The organism is Dehalococcoides mccartyi CG5 (assembly GCF_000830885.1).
Taxonomy (GTDB): Bacteria; Chloroflexota; Dehalococcoidia; order Dehalococcoidales; family Dehalococcoidaceae; genus Dehalococcoides; species Dehalococcoides mccartyi_B.
In genome coordinates this window covers 180694-200392 of the sequence record NZ_CP006951.1, presented here as the reverse complement: position 1 = coordinate 200392, position 19699 = coordinate 180694, and the positions used below count along the sequence as shown (strand labels likewise).

Here is a 19699-nt window from a genome sequence, read left to right as displayed (position 1 = left end):
CCTATAAGATTACTTCCGGCTTCCAGCTGTTATCCCGGCTGTCTGAAGCCATGGTAACCACGTCATCAAGGTATTTGCGGGCAAACGCTGCCGCATCTTCCACCTGTTCCCGCGAAGCAGCTGGCCATGGGGCGCCCGGAACCGCAAAATACGAGGTAACCCGGAAAAGAATCTTGCGGTCTATTTCAGAAATAGTCTTAGCTAACGCCCCAATCTCCTCTTCCTCTACCAGATTGGGAATGAAGGCTATTTCGGCCTGCAGTTTTTTACCGTTCTGATAAACCTTCTTGAAATTGTTCATTATGCCCAGGTTGGACAACCCGGTATATTCCCGATGGACAGATTCGCTGGCAGATTTAAAACCAAAAACCGCTTCGTCTATATCTGAAAGGTCAGTTAGCTTGACGCCATTGGTAAGCAGGGTATGAAAACCTTTGTGCCGGGCATGAAGCCTCGCTGCAAGCAGAGGCAGTTCGGGGTCAAGCGAGGCTTCCTTGCCCATAAAGAATATATCTCGGGGGGCAAGGCCTTCGGTCTTTTCAAGCACCTCTTCAAGGGTTAAAAATATGGCAGGGGTTTTCGCTCTGGGGGCATCTTTAAGCTGTTCTACCGAACTGCCGGGCAGACTAAGGTCGTCAGTCCAGTAGTTTTTATAACAGCCGCGGCAAAAAAGGTTGCAACCCCAGAAATGGAGCCCCAGCACCCGGTAATTCGGTTCATAGGTAATCTGGTAAATATTCATCTTACCTAGTCAGGCTGGCCGGCCGTGTCCCGGATACAGTTGGCCACCGCTTCTTTGGTAGATTTTATAACCGCATCTGCCATCATCTTGCCTATTACGGTATGCCCCTGCACATACTTGCACTTCTCTCCGAAGCCTGAAGCTACAATCACCTGGTCAGTCCCGGTGCCGGTGGCCAGCCAATCCGGATTATGGGAACTCCTTATATCCATCTCCTGAAGGGCTACATTTTTGGCCTCGGTAACGGTTATGACCGATGAAACCAAAGCTCCGTGGTCAAAAGAAGCATTGGTAATCACCACGTGGCAGATAGTCCCGAAACCCTTGAATTCACCGTTGCGTTCAATACCCACCGCCGCATCTTTGCCTATCCGAACTGCATTGTGGCGAACGCCGGCGGTGGTAAAACAAGCCACCCAGAGTTCTTCATACTTTTCCACCGCAAAGGCCAGGTTACGCATCTGAACACCGGTGGAGAGGAAGGCGGTGTTTTCAATTTCAATGTCATATTCTTTCAGTACATCTGCCAGCAGCTGCCCATAATAATAGAAATGGCTCTTGCTCTGGTCATGCATATAAAGACCCAGCTCGTCCGGTATATGGCAGATAGTTAAAAAATCAGACTTCATAATACCGTGGCGGCTGCTTATGACATCCCGCATTTCATCAAACCGAAGGGCAAAAACATTATTAGGATACCCAATAGCTGTATAATAAACCGTATCGGCAGTAAAGCCTTCAAACGAACCCAGTGATATTTTTTTAAGTTCACTTTTAGTAGTCAAGTTTTTGATCTCCTTACTCCATATTGCTATCTAATACAGCCGCACCACTTCGTACAGCAGGTCTGCTTTGCTTAGGTCCTTCTTGGTCTGCTGGGTGCAGTAGACATTCTTCAGGTGCTTGCGGGCAACCGCCAGAGCAATCTGCATCTCCTCAGGCGTAGGCGGCCGCCAGGGGTTGTCACCGGATGCAAAATAGGCATCCATCCGGTAGGGAATATTTGTATCCACCGAAGCAATAAACTTGGCAATTTTTTCGGTTTCTTCAAGACCTATATAGTCCGGTATATATACACTTTCGGCTTTCAGGTTAACCCCGGATTCGTAGTATTTCCGAAAGTTGTCCAGCAGGCTGGCATTGGAACGGCAGGTGTACCCGGCATAGAGTTCAGGAGTAATAGCTTTCAGGCTGACAATCACGTCATCAATATGGCTGGCATCTGCCATGGCCACCCCGTTGGTATGCAGAATAACCTTGCAGCCTCTGTCTTTTAGCCACCGGCAGATATCCGGCAACATCGGGTCCAGAGAGGCTTCCTGCCCTTCAAAGGCCACCTCGGTAAGCTCTATATTCTCCAGCAGGGAAACAAGTTTTCCGAAGGAAAGCGTAGCAGAAGGTGTCTGAGGCGGGCAGAAACGGGGGTCGCGGAAGACCACGTCCAGATTTTCCTCCAGTGCCATGCAGTTTATTTCCTTCTTGCACAGGCAACCCTTGCATTCCAGATTGCATCCCCAGTGGAAAAGGTAAGCCTTTTTGATAGCCGGGGCATAGGCAACGTGGTAAACATTGGTCTGCATATCTGCCTTATCTCCGCAAGGCGTTGAATCAGCCTGATATTTAAGATTGGAGATGGTCATATCTTTCCTCACAATTTACTGTTTTAGTACTCCGGCTGTTTTACCGCCATACAGGACATCCAGTGGCTGGTACCCCGGGATACTTCAGAGATACTTTTTCCGGTTATTTTCTGGCTTTCAGTGCCCATCTGTTCGCCAACTATTATCTTTGTATCTGCCGGTATCCCTCTCTCAATCAAAAAACCGGCGGTCTGGGCCAGAGTTTGTTCCAGGTCATTCAAGATAATCAGGTTGTAACCGGCTTTGTAAGCCTTTAACATACGCTCCCGCTTTACGACTAAATCAGATTGGTCAATATTGCCGGCGGCATCCGGTTTATAGACTACCAGCAGGCAATCTTCCAGTGAAACCCGGGTAGCGGCCGCCAGCAACTGCAAACTGGAAACAGCCGGTATAAATTCAATCCGGAAGTCTTTAAAAACCTCTTTGTAGCTGTCAAGGCCGGCTGAATACACCAGAGGGTCATCCTTTACTAAAAGGGCAATGTCTTCCCCCTTAGTTCGAGCCAGCTTTGCCGCCTTAACAAGTACTTCTTGATAGTTAGTGCAGTTTTGTTCCAAAACCAGCTTGCCTTCCAGACTAAACCCCAAACTTTTTATCACTTCTGCCCAGGCGGTTATAATGCCGCAGCGTCTTACAGCCGCCTCAGCCACCGGTGTCAGGAAGGCCCTGCCACCGGCTCCGACACCGGTAATGAATACTTTGGGATAATATATTCTGGAAATAGCTCCGGTCATGGCTTTAAACCACCCGTTCCACTTCATAGAGTATTTCCTGTTCAACACCCCGGCAGCCGGATACGTTAGTCAGATAGCGGCTTACTCTTTCAACCGCTTCAGCAACCTCTTCCGGCCTGGTCTTGCGCCAGTTATTATCACCGGCCGGAAAGTATGGCAAAACAAAGTAAGGAATATCCGGGTTGACGCTGGCGATGAATTGAGCTATCCGCTCAATTTCTTCAATTTCTACCAGACCGGGTATAAGTATAGAGGCTGCCGTAAGCTTAACCTCTGAGTGGGCATAGCGGATGAAATTTTGTTTTATCGGCTCAACCGAGCGCTCGGTATACCACTGGTGCAGTTCCTCGGAAATAGCCTTGATTCCTACTTCAACTGCATCCGTATCTTCAATTTCAGGTATCTTAAAGCCATTGGTATACAAAACATTTTCACAGTTAAAACGCTGGTGGAACGCTTTGGTGATAGCGGCATAATTCGGGTCAAGAGAGGCCTCTTCTCCGGTCAGGAATATCTTTTTGGGTTGCAGTTCATCCAGTCTGGCCAGTACTTCATCCAGTTCCAGGAGGCGTCCGGGCTTGGATGTATTTTTCGCTTGAAGCAATTTATCGAACCTGTTCTCTTTAAGAAGGTGGTCATAAATCCCCTCTTTACACAGGCACCCGTGACAACTCATGTTGCAACCCCAGAAACGCAGGGATACACTCCCGGTAGTCGGGGTATGGGTGATGTGGTAAATGTTAGTTTTCATGACGTTTCTACCCCGATATCTTCTGCAACCAGCAACGGCTTCTCAACCAGAAAACAATCACTGAGTTCCAGATACCAGAACGGAGCTATAGTGGGTTTGCCGTCATATAGGCCGCATTCCTTGTAAACGGTCTTCCGGTCAGCTATCTCCAGCTTCTTTTTGAAGATAGGCCCATCCACCGTCAGGGTATGATAAAGCCCTATCTTGCCGTCAGGTGAAGTTGTGTGCAGGGATTTGAGTTCATTAAAGAGTGTATAATCAAGTTTCCTGCCCAACCAGCTCCTGCCTAATTTACTGTCATCGGCGGCTACAATAAGGGTTTCAAATCCCGAATCTATAAGGTCACCGATTATGGATTCGCGGTCTTCATCCCATAAGGGCAGCAGTACTTCCATATCAGCGGCCTGGCAAACCCTTTCCACCCACATCCGGTGCTCCAGAGCGTCCGGGTTACCCACACTCACATCCCCGAACACGGCAACCGTGATGCCCTCTTCCCTAAAACGCTTTAGCATCTTGATATAGTTACTGGTATACTCCTGTCCGTTTGTCCAGGTTATTTCCAGCGGTATGCCAATGGCTTCCGCCTGGCTCTCAAGTAATTGAGGCGTGAAATGATGAGGGTAAAGCCTGCCCGTCCCTTCGGTAAACATACTGGCTAAACACTGCACCTCGTAGCCGTCCCTCAGCGCCCTTAGTAACGATAATGAACAGTCCTTGCCTCCACTCCAGGATACAAAGGCCTTTTTCATCTAATCCTCCTTCCGCAAATGAGTTATTGAAAATGATTTACAACCAACAATGCTAAATCTCAATACCTGCTATCTTCATGAATATCACTACCATACTCAACAAAGCTATAAGGGTTATCATTATGGTCACAACTATGCTTTGTCCTCTGCCAACCTCTTTACCCGGAATACTTTGAGCTTTTTCCACAGACTGATTCCTCCCTTGCGTACTTTGATGACAATATCCAGAAATGCCCCCACCGGGCAGATGTAGAAGCACCATGGACTGAAAATAAAGAAGCTAAAGGTTATAGTAAGAATAAGAAGTAACCACTGATCTATTCCCCCTACCTGGCTAAATAATGTACCCCAAGGTTCAAAAACAGCCAGCGAGGGATTGGTAAACCAGAAAACCAGCATCAGAGCCGCCCATAACAACAGGAAGCGTATATTCCTGAGGAACTTGTAGGTTTTGGGCTTAGGTTTGAGTCCAATCTGTCCACCGATTCTATAGGTCACTTCCTGAACTGCCGAAAACGGACACAGCCAGAAACAATAAAAATTCTTGCCGGTCAATAAAACCAGGCCTACCACTCCCAAAACCAGTATGTACAAGAACAGATTATTAGGCAGGTTAGGTGGTGACCCTATCAACCACGCAACTATATTGGTCAGACTCAATGGACGGGATAACCAGAATCCCAAAACTCCCAACCCCAAAGTTAAAGTGATATAGCGTAGCCATTTCCTCTTTCGAAAAACAGCAAAAGTCCGGAATAATACAGTCATAATCAATCCGGATATCAGCAGGATTTCACCAATACCAAATTTTACGATCTCCATAGGTGCCGGATATGACTCGCCCAGTTCATCTGCCAACAAGGCTCTACCCTGATATACTCCCAAAGCTACGCCTGTACTGGAGATGGTAGCTCCGGAAACCACATCAATATCATCACCAAGTATCAATCCAGTATCAAACTGCCGTCCTATGTATTGATCAAAGAAATCATGATCTTCCAGTTTAGCCCACCAAGCATTACCCTCCTGTTGCTCGGGAACAGTAATGGACAAGATTGCCCCGTCCAGTGACCACACTATCTCAACAAGCAAAATACCGCCATAACCCCTGCCCTCTGTCAGAGTTATGTAACCGACAGTATTCCCAGCAGTGTCCAAGGATTCAAAGAGGTAATTACTCGGAGCTTCAAATTTAGCCAGGTCATAAGCACATACGGTATCGGAAGTATCCGGCAAATATGACTCAATGCTGGTCGATTTAGGCAATCGCCCAATAACAAAGGCCGCTAGAAGACTTATCACCGCCATGCCTATTATTATTTGCTTGATTCCAATTGTAGTTTTCATAGACCCCATTCGTAAAAGCCTGTATCAAGAAATCTCCGCCGGGGAAATTATTCCCTGAAATTTACATCTCCTGATCTGTTTCTTGGTTAATTTATCAGTAACCTGCTTAAAACCCGGCAAACACACTTAGAAAGGGAGATATTTTATTACCCCCCTTTCTAAGTGACTCGCAGGATAAGGAAACAGACAACTATTAGGTGCGGCTAGAACCCCGTCTCCATACACCTATCATGGGAATCGCCAGTAAAATGATCGAAGGAATACCGGTCACTAGTACAAACATCAAAACAGCTTTGGGTACGTTTTCCTGGAAGCTACCTTGAATATTCTCCAGGGTAAAAATAAACAACGCTACACCAGCTATGAAAAGCAACCATTCATACAGTTTAAATGACAAACCTTTATTTTTACCCCACAGGAGGAGCGCACCAATGGCTATTGTCAAAATGACCATAACTGTAGGCCAAAACATATACGTTAATATCCTTTCTTATTAGTCTCACAGAGGTCCTAGATACCATGTATGGGCATCTTTTCGCCCAAGGTCCACCAATCTTCCCACTTGTCTTCCGGCAAGCAACCATAACCAAAGGCTTTATCCATATTAAAGAAGAAGCCATCCAGTAAAGTGGTATTGGCAATAATCGGTTTAACAATCTCATGGATACTGGAATCAGCCAGCTTGTTAAATACGCACTCTCCCATACAAATACCGCAGAAAGTATCGGTCAAACACCAGTTGGAGAAACAGCCGGCCTGATTCAGATACCAAGTCTTCCTACCGGGGTTGTTGAAGTTCTGGGGCTTTAAATATGGGTTGGAAGGATCAGTTGCTAATTCCCAGCTGGGCTCTTGATCCATTTTGATAGCGCTAACAGGGCAGAATTCGGCGCATTTCTTACAGCTGGTAGTGCAAAATGACACAACACCAAAATCGATAGGATTATCAGCTGGCAAAGGCAGATTGGTAATCATCAAGCGGGTGCAACGCATCCATTTGTCCCAGCCGACTGCATGACCTATACGGCCGATTTCTCCGAAACCGGATAGAGCGCCTGCGCCGGGGTAGCTGGCTATACCGGGGAAATCATCGCCACCTACCAGCCAGTAACCCAGTCCCTTTACAAAACGCTGGAGATAAAGCTGAATAGCATCACCGGAAAGACACTGATTGAAAGCTACGCCGTTGGATATCCAGGACGGGCTGCGTACAGTGCCGTCATACGAACCGTTGTAGCTGAATACCAAAATATGGGCACCTTGATTCGGAATAGCCCTCTTTGTTCTGGTTTCATACGGCCAGGATATGCCGTCTTCCCAGACATAAGGCTGGTCAGGGTGCTGGTTTTCACCAATATTCAGGACTCTTTTAGTCTTGTCATCAACAGGTAAACACCGGATATCGGTACCACCAAAGAAGCGGATAGCACTCTTGAGCATAAGGGCATTGTACTCGGGAGTACCTTCGTACTTGGCCAAGCCGATCTGTTCCGGAGTCATGATGGAATCCATCATTTTCTTGTCACCTAGGAACATTGACCGACCCTGACCAAATTCGTTATAGCACATAGAAGAGGTTACGTTTTTGGCTCCCTGGCAAAAAGCCCAGTCCTGCATGGAGTAACCGGGTTTACCCAAACGAGAAGTTATACGCTCGTGCCTCTTTGCTACACTTTCATTAAGTACAGAAGGTATACCAATTTGAGCTAAATATTCATCAGAATACTGCCCGCCGATATAGTCATAAGTAGTAGCATCAAACGGTTTCCATACATCCCAGTCTATAGGGGTAGTAGGATCACAATAATTGCGCTCTTTGACCCACCAAGGATTTTTCTTGTAAGTATTAGCGGCTGTGGAAGCACCTTCATCCAAATCTCTGAATACCGGAGCTGTAGCAGCGGCAATACCAAAACCTGCGCCAGTCAACCCAATACCCTTCATAAAGTCTCGTCTTGATAAAGCAGAATGGAATCCTTGCATATGTCCGACCTCCTAATTATATTAAATCTATTTCCAGTCTTCCCCGGTGCCAAAAAGCATAGTCCTCCTTTGTTCAATATGGAGTTCGCTCGTCATTCCGGATACTGGATATAAATATACCAAGTCAAGGTTTCAACGCAGGTAACAATGGGTAATGATTTTGGTGGTGCCGGTATCAATTTGATTTGGGGAATATGGCAGGATAAGTTTGCATGTAGCTAGCTACAGCTCAATATAATCAAGGTTAAAAATCACCCTGACTAATTCATCTTGTAACCAATTCGGTCTATGCATAAATAAGCCACTATTGCATTTGCCCGAAATCAAATACCAAAGGCAAAATATTTGCAGGAAAGTTACCAAACAGTTACCGAATATAACCACTAATAACTCATACATATGATATTATTAAAGGCAATATAACCATGTGAGGATTGATCTCATGCCAGCTATGTGTAAAAACTCACTGCCAATATATTCAAACCTACTTGAGGCAGATTACGCTCCAATGCCGCCGCTATCTTGGGACGAACTCCGAAGTTTTGCTTACCAAACAGTTGAAAACTGGGAGCGCGGCAATTGTCTAAGTGCAGCCGACCTTACGGCTGCCTTAAACTTTATGAAATACAATATCCCGTCAGCGGATATCAAATATGTCAGTAACAGGGAAATTCCGATATGCTACTTCTCCCATGTTGTGCCCAAATCAGCAGACATGCTGCAAATCCTCCTGGCAGTTGAGGGCATAAAAAGCTGCCAAATGCCTATTGTCCAAGCATCTGACGGTTACTTTGATTTGGAACTTGATGATAACCATAAGATACTGATATTCACGATTCCGCAGTATAATCATCTAAACTCTTTCAAAGAGTTTCTTAAAATCATTCAAGCGAAAAAACTTAATATCCTAGTCGGAGGAAATGTTTTCTATTTAAAACCAAGCCTGAAACTTGATTTTAGCAACTGTATATTTCCCAATAATATTAAAGATATTCTTCCGCTGATAAATAAAATAAATTCGTCAGCCAGTGAAGAGAAGGTTTAAAATGAAAATAGGTCTGGTTACCTGTGCCTCCATGCTGGATCAAGTCAGACAAATTGTTCCGCTTATACCAAAAGACCAATTTGTTATCTACCCGGTATTGCCCTGCTGTCTGTTCGCCATAAGTGGCGACACAATACGCAACCAAGTAGACAAATCAGTGTTGGCCAATGAGGCTACTATTATAATATACGGGTCTTGCCATCCTGAATTGAACGGATTACTGGATATGTACTGTGATAGCAATATCCGAAAAATTGAGGGTAATAATTGTTGGGAAATGTTATTAGGCCCTGAACAGGTGGAAAAATATCTTAACCAAAATTCATGGCTGGGAAACAAGGCTTTTTTGACCAAATGGAACAAAGAGATCTCAGAAAGTTTTGGTTATGATACCCGAAATGGCAAGGTTGCATCCAGTTGCGGCATCAAAGAGTTAACGGTTTTCAGGTTCGAAAACCCCCAACCAGATGAAAAAATTGTAAAAAGAGAAGCCGCGAGCGCCGGCCTTCCATACAGTATCCATGATGAAAGTCTGGAACATCTGAGGAATTTAATCCAGGCTGCAGTTGACAAAGTCCATATTGAAAATGAAAGCCGGATTACTTTAGGTTTATCTCCCAAACCAGAGTTAATTCCCATCTCGCTGCTTGAAACCATGAGGGAAATTATCTATATAATCGACAAGCCAGGCAAAGAGGTGACTTTTATCAGCCCCATAATTGAGAAATTACTAAGTATAACTACTAAAGAATTTAAACTGACATTCCTGTCAACCCAAAATAAAGGTGGATATTTATACAAAAAAAGAACCTAAATAATATCAAAACGGTCCAATTTTATAGCGGATTGTTTACAAAGGGGCTTTGAAGACCCGCTAAAGCTTGAATACCAGATAATAAACGGCAAAGGCGAATGCAGATGGATTAGAGAAACTCTAAGCCCTCAATTTAAAGCCGATGGCAGCATAGGTGCTTTTGCAGGCAGACTGGAAGATATAACCGAATGGAAGATTACCGAACAGCAATTAATAGACTTGTACCAAAATGAAGCTTCTTTACGCCATGAACTGGAAACCCAAATTCAAAACCGGATCGAATTTACTAGAGCTCTGGTTCATGAATTAAAGACTCCCCTTACGCCAATAATGGCGGCCAGTGACACACTTTCTTCGGGCTTAAAACAAGAACCCTGGCTTAATTTAGCTCAGAACATTAATAAGGGAGCGCTTAATCTGAATAAACGGATTGATGAACTCCTGGATTTAGCTCGGGGAGAAATAGGTGTTCTCCAAATTAAAAAAATCCCCATCGATTGCATCGAATTATCTTCCGACATTATACAGTACGTTGATGCCAAAGTCAGAAAGGCAAATCTCCGGTTAGTGTTTGAACATGACGATAAAACCATATTTATAGAAGCAGATCCTGATAGATTAAGGCAAGTTTTACTTAATCTTTTAAGCAATGCTATTAAATATACCCCTGAACCGGGACTAATAAAGCTTAGATGCTTCAGAACATTAACCGATGTTGTATTCCAGATTATTGACTCAGGTATCGGTATATCGTCATCAGATAGGGCCTATTTATTCGAACCTTATCACAGATTGGAGAGAGATAGGGAGAGATTTGATGGCATGGGATTAGGCTTAGCATTATCCAAGAGATTTGTAGAACTCCACGGGGGCAAAATATGGGTAGAAAATGCCAATGAACATGGCAGTATATTTACCTTCACTATACCAATATTAATTTCAGTTAAACCAGTTTACCTCAAACCCAGCCTTAAGAATAAAGGAAAGTTATATGAAACTGTTGTTAATTGAGGATGATGCTGAAATAATTGATGTGGTATGCACAATATTTCAAATAAGCTGCCCAAATTCACGCGTGCTTTCTGCCTCAAATGGCAGAAGGGGTATAGAAACAGTCGAATCAGCTAACCCTGATATTATCTTACTGGATTTGGGGCTACCCGATATGAATGGTTTTGATGTTCTGAAGCAAATACGCACTTTTTCAGATACACCAATAATAATCCTGACAGTACGCGGAGATGAAAGTGATGTTGTCAGAGGTTTAACCTTAGGTGCGAATGATTATATTATTAAACCGTTCCGCCAAATGGAATTACTAGCCAGAGTCAGGCGATTATTAACTAAAAAGCAAATAAACGGTGAGGACCTATCCATCACTTGTGGTAAAATGCATTTTGGTTCATCAATTAGAGAACTATGGATAAATGGCACACTGGTAAATCTCACCGTAAGTGAAGGTCGCATTATTTATATGCTCATGAAAAACCATGATAAAACGGTTAGCTATGAAGATTTATCGGAATTACTTTGGGGAGATTATTACCCAGAGGCACGCAGTAATTTAAAAACTCACATTTTAAGATTGCGCAACAAAATCGAAGATACAGCATCCGATCCAAAGCTTTTGATCAATAGTCCTAATCATGGATATATTTTAAAGACTATTGATTAAAATAACCCATGTCATTCTTTTATAATTTAAATCCACTGAGTGACCGAATAAATCAACATATATTTCAATCCCTATTGCTTTTACTGAAGTAGATTATCATCACCCTCTTGCAAGAAGATATAGTGCTATATTGATCTGATTCCAATCTTCTTGAGTACAATAGCTAAATTATTTACTTAATGAGAAGAATCTCAATCTACCGGAGTTTGTTAATAACCTGTTTTGGTTTAAATTTAAAAGAGGGGCATAGAACATGCCCCTCTTTTGCCCTGAATTGTTTGCAGTTTAAGCTTTCTTTACGCGCCTGATAACTAACTGCCAGACCACCGCCAGCAGAATAAGTGCTGGAAGTCCGGCAACCAAAAGGAACATACTGGCCGCTTTAGACTCTCCTTCAGCTACGGAAGCAAAATAATTCTGAACAGTAAAAAGCAACATGGCCAAACCTGCGAGGCCGATAACCCAGTCGTACCACTGCAGACTGGTATTACTCTTTCTGGCCCACCAGATTATTCCCAGAGCAATTATACCTATAAGAATCCCTAATAATAACCACATTTTATTATCTCCTTTTGTATTGCTTAATACCCGCCGTAATAAGAACCAATGGTGCTATCCTGACCGAGCACGGGGTAATCCTTGTCCCACCACTCTTCCCATTTCTCCGGAGGTATCAGCCCGTAACCAAAGGCTTTATCTGCATTCCAAAGGAAGCCGTTAAACAGTCCGGTAGTACCTATTGTAGCCCGAACCATATCATGTACCATGGCACTGCTATTGGTATTAAACACACAAGTACCCATACAGCGGGCACAGCCATGCAGGCCTATCCATCTTGAATAACAGGCAGGTGAATCTGTATGGAAAACTTTTTTGCCCGGAGTGGAGTACAGTGTTGCCTTGGCAGGATCTACTGAAGATGGGGGTATATCCCAGGTAGGTTCGCTGTCAAAAGAGATAGCCTGGGAGGGGCAAGCCTCAGCACATTTCCGGCAGGTATGGCAGAAACGGAAATAGCCTGCATCTATCGGCTTGTCCGGAGCCAGAGGCAGATCTGTAAGAATACTGTAATAACCAGCCACCGTCCCGAATTCCGGGCTTATGCAGTAGTTGTTATTCCTTGCCATTTCGGCAAAACCGGTCAGAATGGCATCAGCCTGAGAAGGCATCATACCATGGAAAAGAGACTCCGAAGGATATCCGATACCCTGATAACCGATGCCTTTTAAAAATGACTGGGTAGCTACCTGCACCACATTATTAAGGCGGTACCGCATGTTATTAGCGGCAAAACGAATGCCGGCATTACCCTGGCGGTACATTTCCTTGCTCATCTGAACGGCTACACTGACGATATAAAGCGGCTTGTCGGGCAGAACAAACTTTTGGCCTGCAACTTCATAAGCCTTGTCTACATCTTCAAATACAATGGGTGTATTGTGTACATGATGGGTAAAAATGAGTTTCTTGGTTTTTTCATTCAACTCGGCAAAACGCACCTCGGAAGCACCAAAGAAACGCATGGCTGAACGCAGCATGCGAGAATTTTCTTCGGGTGTGCCCTGCCACTTCGGTACTCCCCAGAAATCCGGCGGGGCGGATGCCACCCAGAAAGACGAGGCATTGGGCCAAGCAGCAGCGGTAAAGCCGAACTGAGCCAGAACCTGATCCTGGTCAATTTCAGGCAACACAAAATTAACCACTTTGTTTAAACCCATAAGCAATGGAGATGCGCCGCCCTCAAGGGCCATATCCCGAAGAGTAAGGCCGGGTTCATTGTTTTTAACCCCGTTAAAAGCCTGGTCAGAACCTTCCTTCTGCCAGTCAAGGTATTTCTGCCCGGCAAACAGGTAACCGCCCTTTACCCCGTTCCGCACCCCGTGCATAATCCACGAATTGTCCGAACGCTCTATCTGGCTCCAGTCTACTTCGCAGGTAGGGTCTTCATATTCACGTTCCTTAACCCACCACGGGCGTCTGAAACCGCCAGCTACAGGCGCAGAGACAGCTTCATCCAAATCATGAAAAACCGGCACGGTAGCTGCCGCAGCTCCCAATCCTGCCCCGGCTATTCCCAGCCCTTTCATAAAATCCCGGCGGCTTACGCTTGAATGGAATTTATTCATTTTCCCTCTCCTATATTAAGACCATAAATATCTGGGGCTTACCCAGCGGTATAAAATCTTTTATGCCGTTCTCACCCCCATTTTTATTTACTTGAACGCCTTTACCGGAAATAATGAACCCAATAATGAGAGTAGCCGGAAAAAGGCGTTTCAATGGAGTGTACCAACACCCCAGTAACAGGAGAATGTATTTACGGTTATAAATAATGAAATTGCGGTAAAGATTTGTAACAGTCATTGTCCTTCGAAAATAAGGGGTATAAAATGAGATTTAAGGAGCACCTGATGAAAATGCCTTCACCAGAACGGATTGGAACAGCTGATTATTGCAGCCAGATTGTTAAAATAATGCAGCATAACACTCTGGTAGGAATAACTATTGTGGATCAGAAGATGCACCAGATAATCCGAGTTAACCAGGCTTTGTGCAAGATGCTCGGATACAGGAAAAAAGAACTTCTGGGTAAAACCATGTTTGATATTACCCACCCGGATGATATGGAAATCAGCTACAAGCACGCCATGAAAATCTGGGACGATGAACACTGTTATTCAAAAATCATTAAACGCTACTCTAAAAAAGACGGCGGATGTATCTGGGCAGAATCAGAGGGCTTTCTTTTAAAAGACAACGCTGACAACGGAATTTTGAGTGTCACTTTTATAAAAGATATTACTAAAGAAACCACCTTGTCATCTTCAACACCTCTCAGTATTTCAAGCAATCCCGCTTCATCCAGCCAGGAGAACCCTGACATTGATGTAAACAAACTATTGTCTGACGAGATTAATAAACGCAAACTCATTTATAACCAGCTTATGGTGTCTTATGAAAATGAAAAGAAACTGCGCAAACGAATACAGACAGAAATGAAAAGCCGTCTGGAATTTACCCGAATTGTAGTCCACGACTTAAAAACACCCCTTACCTCCATAATTTCATCCAGCGGGGTACTTTCCAATATAGCCGCTGATGGAAAATACAAGGCACTGGCTTCCAATATTTATGAAAGTACTATGAATTTAAATATCCGCCTTGACGAACTTCTGGATATGGCTCAGTGTGAAGTCAGAGACCCAAAACTAAACAAAAGCCGTTTCAACATCAAAGAAATGCTGGAGCATATAATCTCCATCCAGCAGGAAATATGCAATACCAACCATATTGTTTTTAATATAGTTATTGCACCCGAAGTAACGTTTATAATTGCTGATGAAGACCGTTTAAAGCAAATTCTGGATAATCTGATAGATAACGCCATAAAATACTCTGCAGATTCCGGGATTATATCTATCAATATCAGCCATGACCAGAATAATGTCCTTTTTTCTATTTCAGACAGCGGTATCGGGATAGAACCAGGCGAGATTAAGAACATATTCAAGCCCTATTACCGGGTGGAAAACAGGCAGAGGAAGCTACAAGGGCTGGGGCTGGGGCTCAGCATTGTAAGAACATACGTCAAACTGCATGGCGGACGTATCTGGGTTGAAAGTGAATGCGGCAAGGGCACCACCTTCCTGTTTACCATCCCGCAACCGCCATCAAAGGCAACACCGGCATGAAACTGCTATTTATAGAAGACGATAAGAAAATAGTTGAATCTATCTTCTTACTATTCAAATCCTTTTGGCCGGATATGGAAACCAAAGCTGTACACTTGGGTAAAACCGGCATTGAGACTGCTTATAAAGAGGACTTTGACATTGCCATAATAGACCTGGGACTGCCTGATATTGATGGCATAAATGTCCTCAAACAAATACGGGCATTTTCCAGTCTACCCATACTTATTTTAACCGCCAGAAATAATGAACAGGAGATTTTTACCGCTTTTGAATTAGGTGCAGATGATTATATTACCAAACCTTTTCAGCCGCTGGAACTTATAGCCAGAGTAAAATCCCTGTTAAAACGCCTAAGCAGAGCCAGCCAGGACCTGGGAGTTAAATACGGGCACTGGAAATTTGGTACCAGCCTGAAGGAAATATCTTATAACAATATTCGCGTAAATTTAACCGTTACAGAAGGCCAGCTGCTGCACATTTTGTTGACCAAAGCCGGAAGTACTGTCAGTTATGCTGATATATCCAAATCAATTTGGGGGCGCAACGAATATTATGCCAAAGAAACTATTAAAACCCACATTATGAGGATAAGACAAAAACTAAGCCGTATTGATAATTCCAAAGAATTTATCATAAATATACCCGGAGTTGGCTACCAGATAGTTGAATAAATGCTATCAGAAACGATGTGTATATTTTAATTGAATTCCCGGAGCACCCGAGTAACATTTGGCGTCTAACATGACCGAACTGTATAATTTGAGTAGCTCTATTTAGGAGGAGGTCAGGGGTTCGAATCCCTCCGGCTCTGCTCCACCATAAAGCTAAAACCTACCATTTAACTAATTTCAAAACCCTTCCGGAAGACTGAATGCCTTTATCCTGACACTTTGCAAAGTTGGATTTTCAGCTAAAATCCTTGTGGATAATAGCGTGACATCTTCAGTAGCTTTCAGTAACAGCCAAATGCCTGTGCAATGTATTATCTTTTATGTACTTGTTAATACATATACTCAAGACTATAATGTTTTCAACAAAAATATAGAGGCGGAAATAGCATGTATTGTTCCAAATGCGGTAAACAAGTAGATGATAGCGTATCCTTCTGCCCTGCCTGCGGTAATCAGCTCCATACGAGCGGAACAACCGCTACGGAATACCCCGAACGAAAATCCAGGATTGCGGCCGGTTTGCTGGGTATATTTCTGGGAAGTATAGGCGTACACAGATTTTATCTGGGTTACGTGGGTATTGGAATAGCCCAAATTATTGTATCTTTTGTTACTCTGGGCATAGGCGGCTATATCTGGGGCCTTATTGAAGGCATACTTATACTTACCGGCTCATTCCAGTATGACGCCAAAGGCATACCCCTGCGGGATTAATATAGCCGCAAGCTTTAATGGCATATGCCAATCTGAATAATCTCTCCACCCAGCGGACAGCCCGAATTAACACATGGAGGAGATGACATGCCCAAAATTGGTCCCATAGAAATAATAATAATCATCATACTGATAATGATCCCTGTAGGTCTTATCTGGGGGCTGATATATTTGTTTAACAAGCTGAATAAAAAGAAAATCACCGGAAGAAATATGCCTCTGGATATAATTGAAATCAACAAAGGGGTACAGTACTGCACCAGATGCGGGCAGAAACTGGAAGCCAATATCCAGTTTTGTCCTGTTTGCGGCACAGAGAAACTGCATGCCCCTAAAATACCCTAGGAAGCCGGTATTATGGTCAGGCTGATTATAGGTATACTGCTGGGCCTTTGGGGATTGCCGGTACTTGTTTTTTCCATCCAAAACCTCATTGGCTCCCTGAGCGAAACTGAGCCACAGGTTGCCGGAATGTTTTTCTTTGTCACCGGGCTTCCGGCATTAGTTATGTTGCTAGGAGCATTCCTTCTGATAAGAAGCTATCTGAAAAACCCGTCCAAACCTGCTCATCCAGTGCAATCCCGTCTATCCACCCCAGACAGTCAAAACACAAGTGGTCAATACTGCACCAAATGCGGTATCGGATTGGCAGCAGATGTTGTGTTCTGCCCAAACTGCGGACAGAAAATAACCCCTTAATTTTTTGCCTATCAGCCTAAGTGCAGTTATATCTCATCTGAGTTTTGTCCCTTTCCTGCCTTTGCCCTAAAATACACCGATTTCTTACCTCAACTGGACATGTTGAAGATACCCAAACACCCCGGCCGTCAGCTTATCCCTGCCTTTAGTGTATAATAAGCCTATTCTTCACTACCCGGCGTGACAAATTTAGGGAGGCCATTTGAAAATGCCCCGGAAAACAACCCTGATTATTGGCGGAGGCGCTGCCGGTATGGTAGCCTCAATCAGCAAAGCCCGCCGGGGTGAACCGGTAATGATTCTTGAAAAAACTGCCCAGCTGGGCAAGAAAATACTGGCCAGCGGCAACGGGCGCTGCAACCTGCTTAATGAAGCGCTGGATTCCAGCTCTTATAACCCCGAAGCCAGACCCCTGGTAAATTCTGTCTTCAGCCGCTTCGGACGGGATGATATACTAACTTTCTTTTCGGAACTGGGGCTTCACTATTACTCACAGGACGGCCGCATTTTCCCGTTTACCAACCAAGCTGCGTCTGTCCAGAAGGTGCTTGCACTGGAAATAAAACGGCTGGGTGTGCAGGTGGAATACGGCTTTGACTGCGTGTCCATCCAAAAAACTCAAACCGGTTTCAGCTTGGGCGCAGCAGACGGTAAACAGCAAACCGGCCACAGCCTTATCCTGACAGGCGGAGGCTCTACTTACCCTTCTTTCGGTTCGGACGGAAGCGGCTACAAACTGGCTTCTTCACTGGGTCACCGCATCATCAAACCTGTACCCAGTACTGTACCTCTGGTGGTCAAAGACCCTCTCTGTCACCTGCTTCAGGGGCAACGCATTATTGCCCGCGCCCAAAGCCGTATCCAAGGCAAAATAGGCAACCCCGTTGACGGAGAACTGCTTTTTACCAAATACGGTTTGTCAGGCAGCCTTATACTGGATATAAGCCAGGAAATTTCTCTGGCTATAAACCGCTTAAATATAAAAGATGTCTCCCTTGAAACAGACCTGATACCCTTTATGGAGCAAAAACAGCTGGAAACAGAGCTGACTAACCGCCATAAAATGGGCTTAACTCCGGAGGATATGCTGACCGGTATATTGCCCGGTAAACTCTGCCTGGCATTTAAACAGCTATTTGAAAAAGAAAACCCCTCCAAAGCGGCTGTTAAACTTAAAAACTGGCGGTTTGAGGTTTCGGGAACCCGCGGCTGGAATGAGGCCGAATTTACCGCCGGCGGTATAGACACCAAAGAAGTAGACCCCCAAACCCTGGAGTCAAAGCTGGTCAAAGGGTTGTATCTGGCAGGCGAGGTGCTGGACGTAAACGGCAAACGCGGCGGCTATAACCTTGGATTTGCCTGGGCTTCCGGCTACGTAGCCGGTTTAAGTTAAAATTTGCAATTTGTAGCTATGCCGCAAGGATTACCATATTGACTTCTTGCTTGACTATATTTATCATAGTGTCCTGTATAGTCTAAATAGTTTACTGTAATAGTAAACAGGAAAGGTAGCAACAGATGAAATCCTTTAAAGTTATAGCTCCCTTAATCAGCCTGCTCATGCTACTCTCACTGGCTTTGGGCAGCAGCTGTTCAAGCGGCACAGCGAACAATGATTCACCAGACACCAATAATCTTCCCGTATCGGACACTACCCCTACCGGCTCACAGCTGATTGCTTCCATACTGGCCGCCTCTCCCAATATAACCAGCTTTGATACGACCAGTGTTATTGACATGACTATGCAAGTTTCCGGTATGAGTATCAAAACGGTTATGACTGCAAACGGCAAAGAGGACCTTAGCAGCAAGAAAGCGTACTTAACAAGCAGTATCCTCATGACCGGAGATTTGGCGAGCACCATGGAAATGGAAACCTACCTGATTGACAGTTTCCAGTATTTCAGGATTACCAGCACCGACCAGAACACCGGCATGCAGCTTAACACTTGGTACAAAATGCTGATGGATACCCAGATGCAAACCCAGACTTGGAACTCCCAATCCCAGCAGAATAACTACCTGTTTTCCAAATCCAGCATTACCGTAGACGGGTCTGAAACGATAAACGGAACAAGCTGCTGGAAAGTTACCATCACCCCTGACCTGACAGAACTGATAAAATACCTGAACGAACAGCAAGCTATCGAAGACCCTTCAGCTATAACCAACCCTGCTGACAGCCTGAAAAATATAAAACTGACTGCTTGGGTGGCCAAAGATACGTCTTATGTAATAAAAATGAATATGTCCATGGATATGCTCATAGAGGCGCAAACTTTATCTATGGTTATGTCTACAACTATAACCAATATTAACCAGCCGGTATCTATCACTCTGCCCCCTGAAGCGGTTAATGCCATTCAGGTAGGCTAGGTTTTCTAACACCTTCCGGAAAGAAACCCTGACGGGGGAGGCGATTTCAAGCCTCCCC

At 44.5% G+C, this 19699-nt stretch carries 22 protein-coding genes; 11 read left to right on the top strand and 11 right to left on the bottom strand.

Going from position 1 to position 19699, the window contains the following annotated elements; genetic code table 11:
- Position 1 precedes the first annotated feature (1 nt).
- The 9 genes from X794_RS00985 to X794_RS00945 all read right to left on the bottom strand — a co-directional run bounded on the left by X794_RS00985 (position 2) and on the right by X794_RS00945 (position 7952).
- Complete coding sequence (locus X794_RS00985) at positions 2-742, bottom strand: radical SAM protein (RefSeq protein WP_034376783.1); 741 nt, start codon at positions 740-742, stop codon at positions 2-4.
- 5 nt (positions 743-747) lie between these two features.
- Entirely contained in the window at positions 748-1527 is a 780-nt protein-coding gene (locus X794_RS00980) for an adenosylcobinamide amidohydrolase (RefSeq protein WP_034376785.1), read from the bottom strand.
- A gap of 30 nt (positions 1528-1557) precedes the next feature.
- Positions 1558-2382, bottom strand: a complete 825-nt coding sequence (locus tag X794_RS00975) for a radical SAM protein (protein WP_034376787.1) — start codon at positions 2380-2382, stop codon at positions 1558-1560.
- 23 nt (positions 2383-2405) lie between these two features.
- Positions 2406-3146 carry an SAM-dependent methyltransferase gene (locus X794_RS00970; protein WP_231097509.1) on the bottom strand — a complete coding sequence of 247 codons (741 nt, stop codon included), beginning with the start codon at positions 3144-3146 and terminating at the stop codon, positions 2406-2408.
- Complete coding sequence (locus X794_RS00965; RefSeq protein ID WP_041344454.1) at positions 3124-3870, bottom strand: radical SAM protein; 747 nt, start codon at positions 3868-3870, stop codon at positions 3124-3126. Before X794_RS00965 ends, X794_RS00970 begins: the two co-directional genes overlap by 23 nt.
- Complete coding sequence (locus tag X794_RS00960) at positions 3867-4622, bottom strand: diphthine--ammonia ligase (protein WP_011308840.1); 756 nt, start codon at positions 4620-4622, stop codon at positions 3867-3869. Before X794_RS00960 ends, X794_RS00965 begins: the two co-directional genes overlap by 4 nt.
- Positions 4623-4754: 132 nt before the next feature.
- Positions 4755-5969, bottom strand: a complete 1215-nt coding sequence (locus tag X794_RS00955; RefSeq protein WP_015406829.1) for an FMN-binding protein — start codon at positions 5967-5969, stop codon at positions 4755-4757.
- 193 nt (positions 5970-6162) lie between these two features.
- Positions 6163-6441 carry a hypothetical protein gene (locus X794_RS00950; RefSeq protein WP_011308838.1) on the bottom strand — a complete coding sequence of 93 codons (279 nt, stop codon included), beginning with the start codon at positions 6439-6441 and terminating at the stop codon, positions 6163-6165.
- 38 nt (positions 6442-6479) lie between these two features.
- A complete protein-coding gene (locus tag X794_RS00945) occupies positions 6480-7952 on the bottom strand; it encodes a reductive dehalogenase (RefSeq protein WP_041344453.1) in 1473 nt (490 codons plus the stop codon).
- A gap of 442 nt (positions 7953-8394) precedes the next feature.
- Here X794_RS00945 and X794_RS00940 point away from each other — a divergent pair, with 442 nt between their 5' ends.
- The 4 genes from X794_RS00940 (at position 8395) to X794_RS00930 (ending at position 11486) form a co-directional block, all read left to right on the top strand.
- Positions 8395-8997, top strand: a complete 603-nt coding sequence (locus X794_RS00940) for a hypothetical protein (protein WP_015406827.1) — start codon at positions 8395-8397, stop codon at positions 8995-8997.
- A 1-nt stretch (position 8998) separates the two neighbouring features.
- Positions 8999-9811 (top strand): DUF1638 domain-containing protein, encoded by an 813-nt coding sequence (locus X794_RS07415; protein ID WP_238569784.1) that lies wholly within the window; start codon positions 8999-9001, stop codon positions 9809-9811.
- 219 nt (positions 9812-10030) lie between these two features.
- On the top strand, positions 10031-10822 hold the full coding sequence (locus tag X794_RS07410; RefSeq protein WP_238569783.1) for a sensor histidine kinase: 792 nt from the start codon (positions 10031-10033) through the stop codon (positions 10820-10822).
- The gene (locus X794_RS00930; protein ID WP_011308834.1) at positions 10803-11486 is read left to right on the top strand and encodes a response regulator transcription factor; all 684 of its coding nucleotides are present in this window, start codon (positions 10803-10805) and stop codon (positions 11484-11486) included. The genes X794_RS07410 and X794_RS00930 overlap by 20 nt, the downstream gene beginning before the upstream one ends.
- Before the next feature lie 285 nt (positions 11487-11771).
- Here X794_RS00930 and X794_RS00925 read toward each other — a convergent pair whose 3' ends face one another.
- Complete coding sequence (locus X794_RS00925) at positions 11772-12044, bottom strand: hypothetical protein (protein ID WP_011308833.1); 273 nt, start codon at positions 12042-12044, stop codon at positions 11772-11774.
- Positions 12045-12067: 23 nt separating this feature from the next.
- Complete coding sequence (locus X794_RS00920) at positions 12068-13612, bottom strand: reductive dehalogenase (protein WP_034376796.1); 1545 nt, start codon at positions 13610-13612, stop codon at positions 12068-12070.
- Positions 13613-13876: 264 nt separating this feature from the next.
- Here X794_RS00920 and X794_RS00910 point away from each other — a divergent pair, with 264 nt between their 5' ends.
- The 7 genes from X794_RS00910 to X794_RS00880 all read left to right on the top strand — a co-directional run bounded on the left by X794_RS00910 (position 13877) and on the right by X794_RS00880 (position 19641).
- Positions 13877-15178 (top strand): PAS domain-containing sensor histidine kinase, encoded by a 1302-nt coding sequence (locus X794_RS00910; protein WP_228384446.1) that lies wholly within the window; start codon positions 13877-13879, stop codon positions 15176-15178.
- Positions 15175-15852, top strand: coding sequence for a response regulator transcription factor (locus X794_RS00905; RefSeq protein ID WP_011308829.1), 678 nt, complete (start codon positions 15175-15177; stop codon positions 15850-15852). Before X794_RS00910 ends, X794_RS00905 begins: the two co-directional genes overlap by 4 nt.
- A gap of 387 nt (positions 15853-16239) precedes the next feature.
- A complete protein-coding gene (locus tag X794_RS00900) occupies positions 16240-16566 on the top strand; it encodes a zinc-ribbon domain and TM2 domain-containing protein (protein WP_011308828.1) in 327 nt (108 codons plus the stop codon).
- An 87-nt stretch (positions 16567-16653) separates the two neighbouring features.
- Positions 16654-16911 (top strand): zinc-ribbon domain-containing protein, encoded by a 258-nt coding sequence (locus X794_RS00895; protein ID WP_011308827.1) that lies wholly within the window; start codon positions 16654-16656, stop codon positions 16909-16911.
- Between the two features lie 12 nt (positions 16912-16923).
- Positions 16924-17265: a zinc-ribbon domain-containing protein gene (locus X794_RS00890; RefSeq protein WP_011308826.1), complete on the top strand. Its 342-nt coding sequence runs from the start codon at positions 16924-16926 to the stop codon at positions 17263-17265.
- Between the two features lie 208 nt (positions 17266-17473).
- The gene (locus X794_RS00885) at positions 17474-18658 is read left to right on the top strand and encodes an NAD(P)/FAD-dependent oxidoreductase (protein ID WP_034376800.1); all 1185 of its coding nucleotides are present in this window, start codon (positions 17474-17476) and stop codon (positions 18656-18658) included.
- Between the two features lie 125 nt (positions 18659-18783).
- Complete coding sequence (locus X794_RS00880; protein WP_011308824.1) at positions 18784-19641, top strand: DUF6612 family protein; 858 nt, start codon at positions 18784-18786, stop codon at positions 19639-19641.
- Positions 19642-19699: the final 58 nt, after the last annotated feature.

Excerpts from the sequence above, each read along its gene's own strand:
- X794_RS00955 (WP_015406829.1), bottom strand. The coding sequence starts at position 5,969 with ATGAAAACTACAATTGGAATCAAGCAAATAATAATAGGCATGGCGGTG.
- X794_RS00925 (WP_011308833.1), bottom strand. The coding sequence starts at position 12,044 with ATGTGGTTATTATTAGGGATTCTTATAGGTATAATTGCTCTGGGAATA.
- X794_RS00965 (WP_041344454.1), bottom strand. The coding sequence starts at position 3,870 with ATGAAAACTAACATTTACCACATCACCCATACCCCGACTACCGGGAGT.
- X794_RS00885 (WP_034376800.1), top strand. The coding sequence starts at position 17,474 with ATGCCCCGGAAAACAACCCTGATTATTGGCGGAGGCGCTGCCGGTATG.
- X794_RS00920 (WP_034376796.1), bottom strand. The coding sequence starts at position 13,612 with ATGAATAAATTCCATTCAAGCGTAAGCCGCCGGGATTTTATGAAAGGG.
- X794_RS00945 (WP_041344453.1), bottom strand. The coding sequence starts at position 7,952 with ATGCAAGGATTCCATTCTGCTTTATCAAGACGAGACTTTATGAAGGGT.
- X794_RS00905 (WP_011308829.1), top strand. The coding sequence starts at position 15,175 with ATGAAACTGCTATTTATAGAAGACGATAAGAAAATAGTTGAATCTATC.
- X794_RS00970 (WP_231097509.1), bottom strand. The coding sequence starts at position 3,146 with ATGAAGTGGAACGGGTGGTTTAAAGCCATGACCGGAGCTATTTCCAGA.
- X794_RS00950 (WP_011308838.1), bottom strand. The coding sequence starts at position 6,441 with ATGTTTTGGCCTACAGTTATGGTCATTTTGACAATAGCCATTGGTGCG.
- X794_RS00940 (WP_015406827.1), top strand. The coding sequence starts at position 8,395 with ATGCCAGCTATGTGTAAAAACTCACTGCCAATATATTCAAACCTACTT.
- X794_RS00960 (WP_011308840.1), bottom strand. The coding sequence starts at position 4,622 with ATGAAAAAGGCCTTTGTATCCTGGAGTGGAGGCAAGGACTGTTCATTA.
- X794_RS00930 (WP_011308834.1), top strand. The coding sequence starts at position 10,803 with ATGAAACTGTTGTTAATTGAGGATGATGCTGAAATAATTGATGTGGTA.
- X794_RS00900 (WP_011308828.1), top strand. The coding sequence starts at position 16,240 with ATGTATTGTTCCAAATGCGGTAAACAAGTAGATGATAGCGTATCCTTC.
- X794_RS00975 (WP_034376787.1), bottom strand. The coding sequence starts at position 2,382 with ATGACCATCTCCAATCTTAAATATCAGGCTGATTCAACGCCTTGCGGA.
- X794_RS00910 (WP_228384446.1), top strand. The coding sequence starts at position 13,877 with ATGAGATTTAAGGAGCACCTGATGAAAATGCCTTCACCAGAACGGATT.
- X794_RS07415 (WP_238569784.1), top strand. The coding sequence starts at position 8,999 with ATGAAAATAGGTCTGGTTACCTGTGCCTCCATGCTGGATCAAGTCAGA.
- X794_RS00880 (WP_011308824.1), top strand. The coding sequence starts at position 18,784 with ATGAAATCCTTTAAAGTTATAGCTCCCTTAATCAGCCTGCTCATGCTA.
- X794_RS00895 (WP_011308827.1), top strand. The coding sequence starts at position 16,654 with ATGCCCAAAATTGGTCCCATAGAAATAATAATAATCATCATACTGATA.
- X794_RS00890 (WP_011308826.1), top strand. The coding sequence starts at position 16,924 with ATGGTCAGGCTGATTATAGGTATACTGCTGGGCCTTTGGGGATTGCCG.
- X794_RS00985 (WP_034376783.1), bottom strand. The coding sequence starts at position 742 with ATGAATATTTACCAGATTACCTATGAACCGAATTACCGGGTGCTGGGG.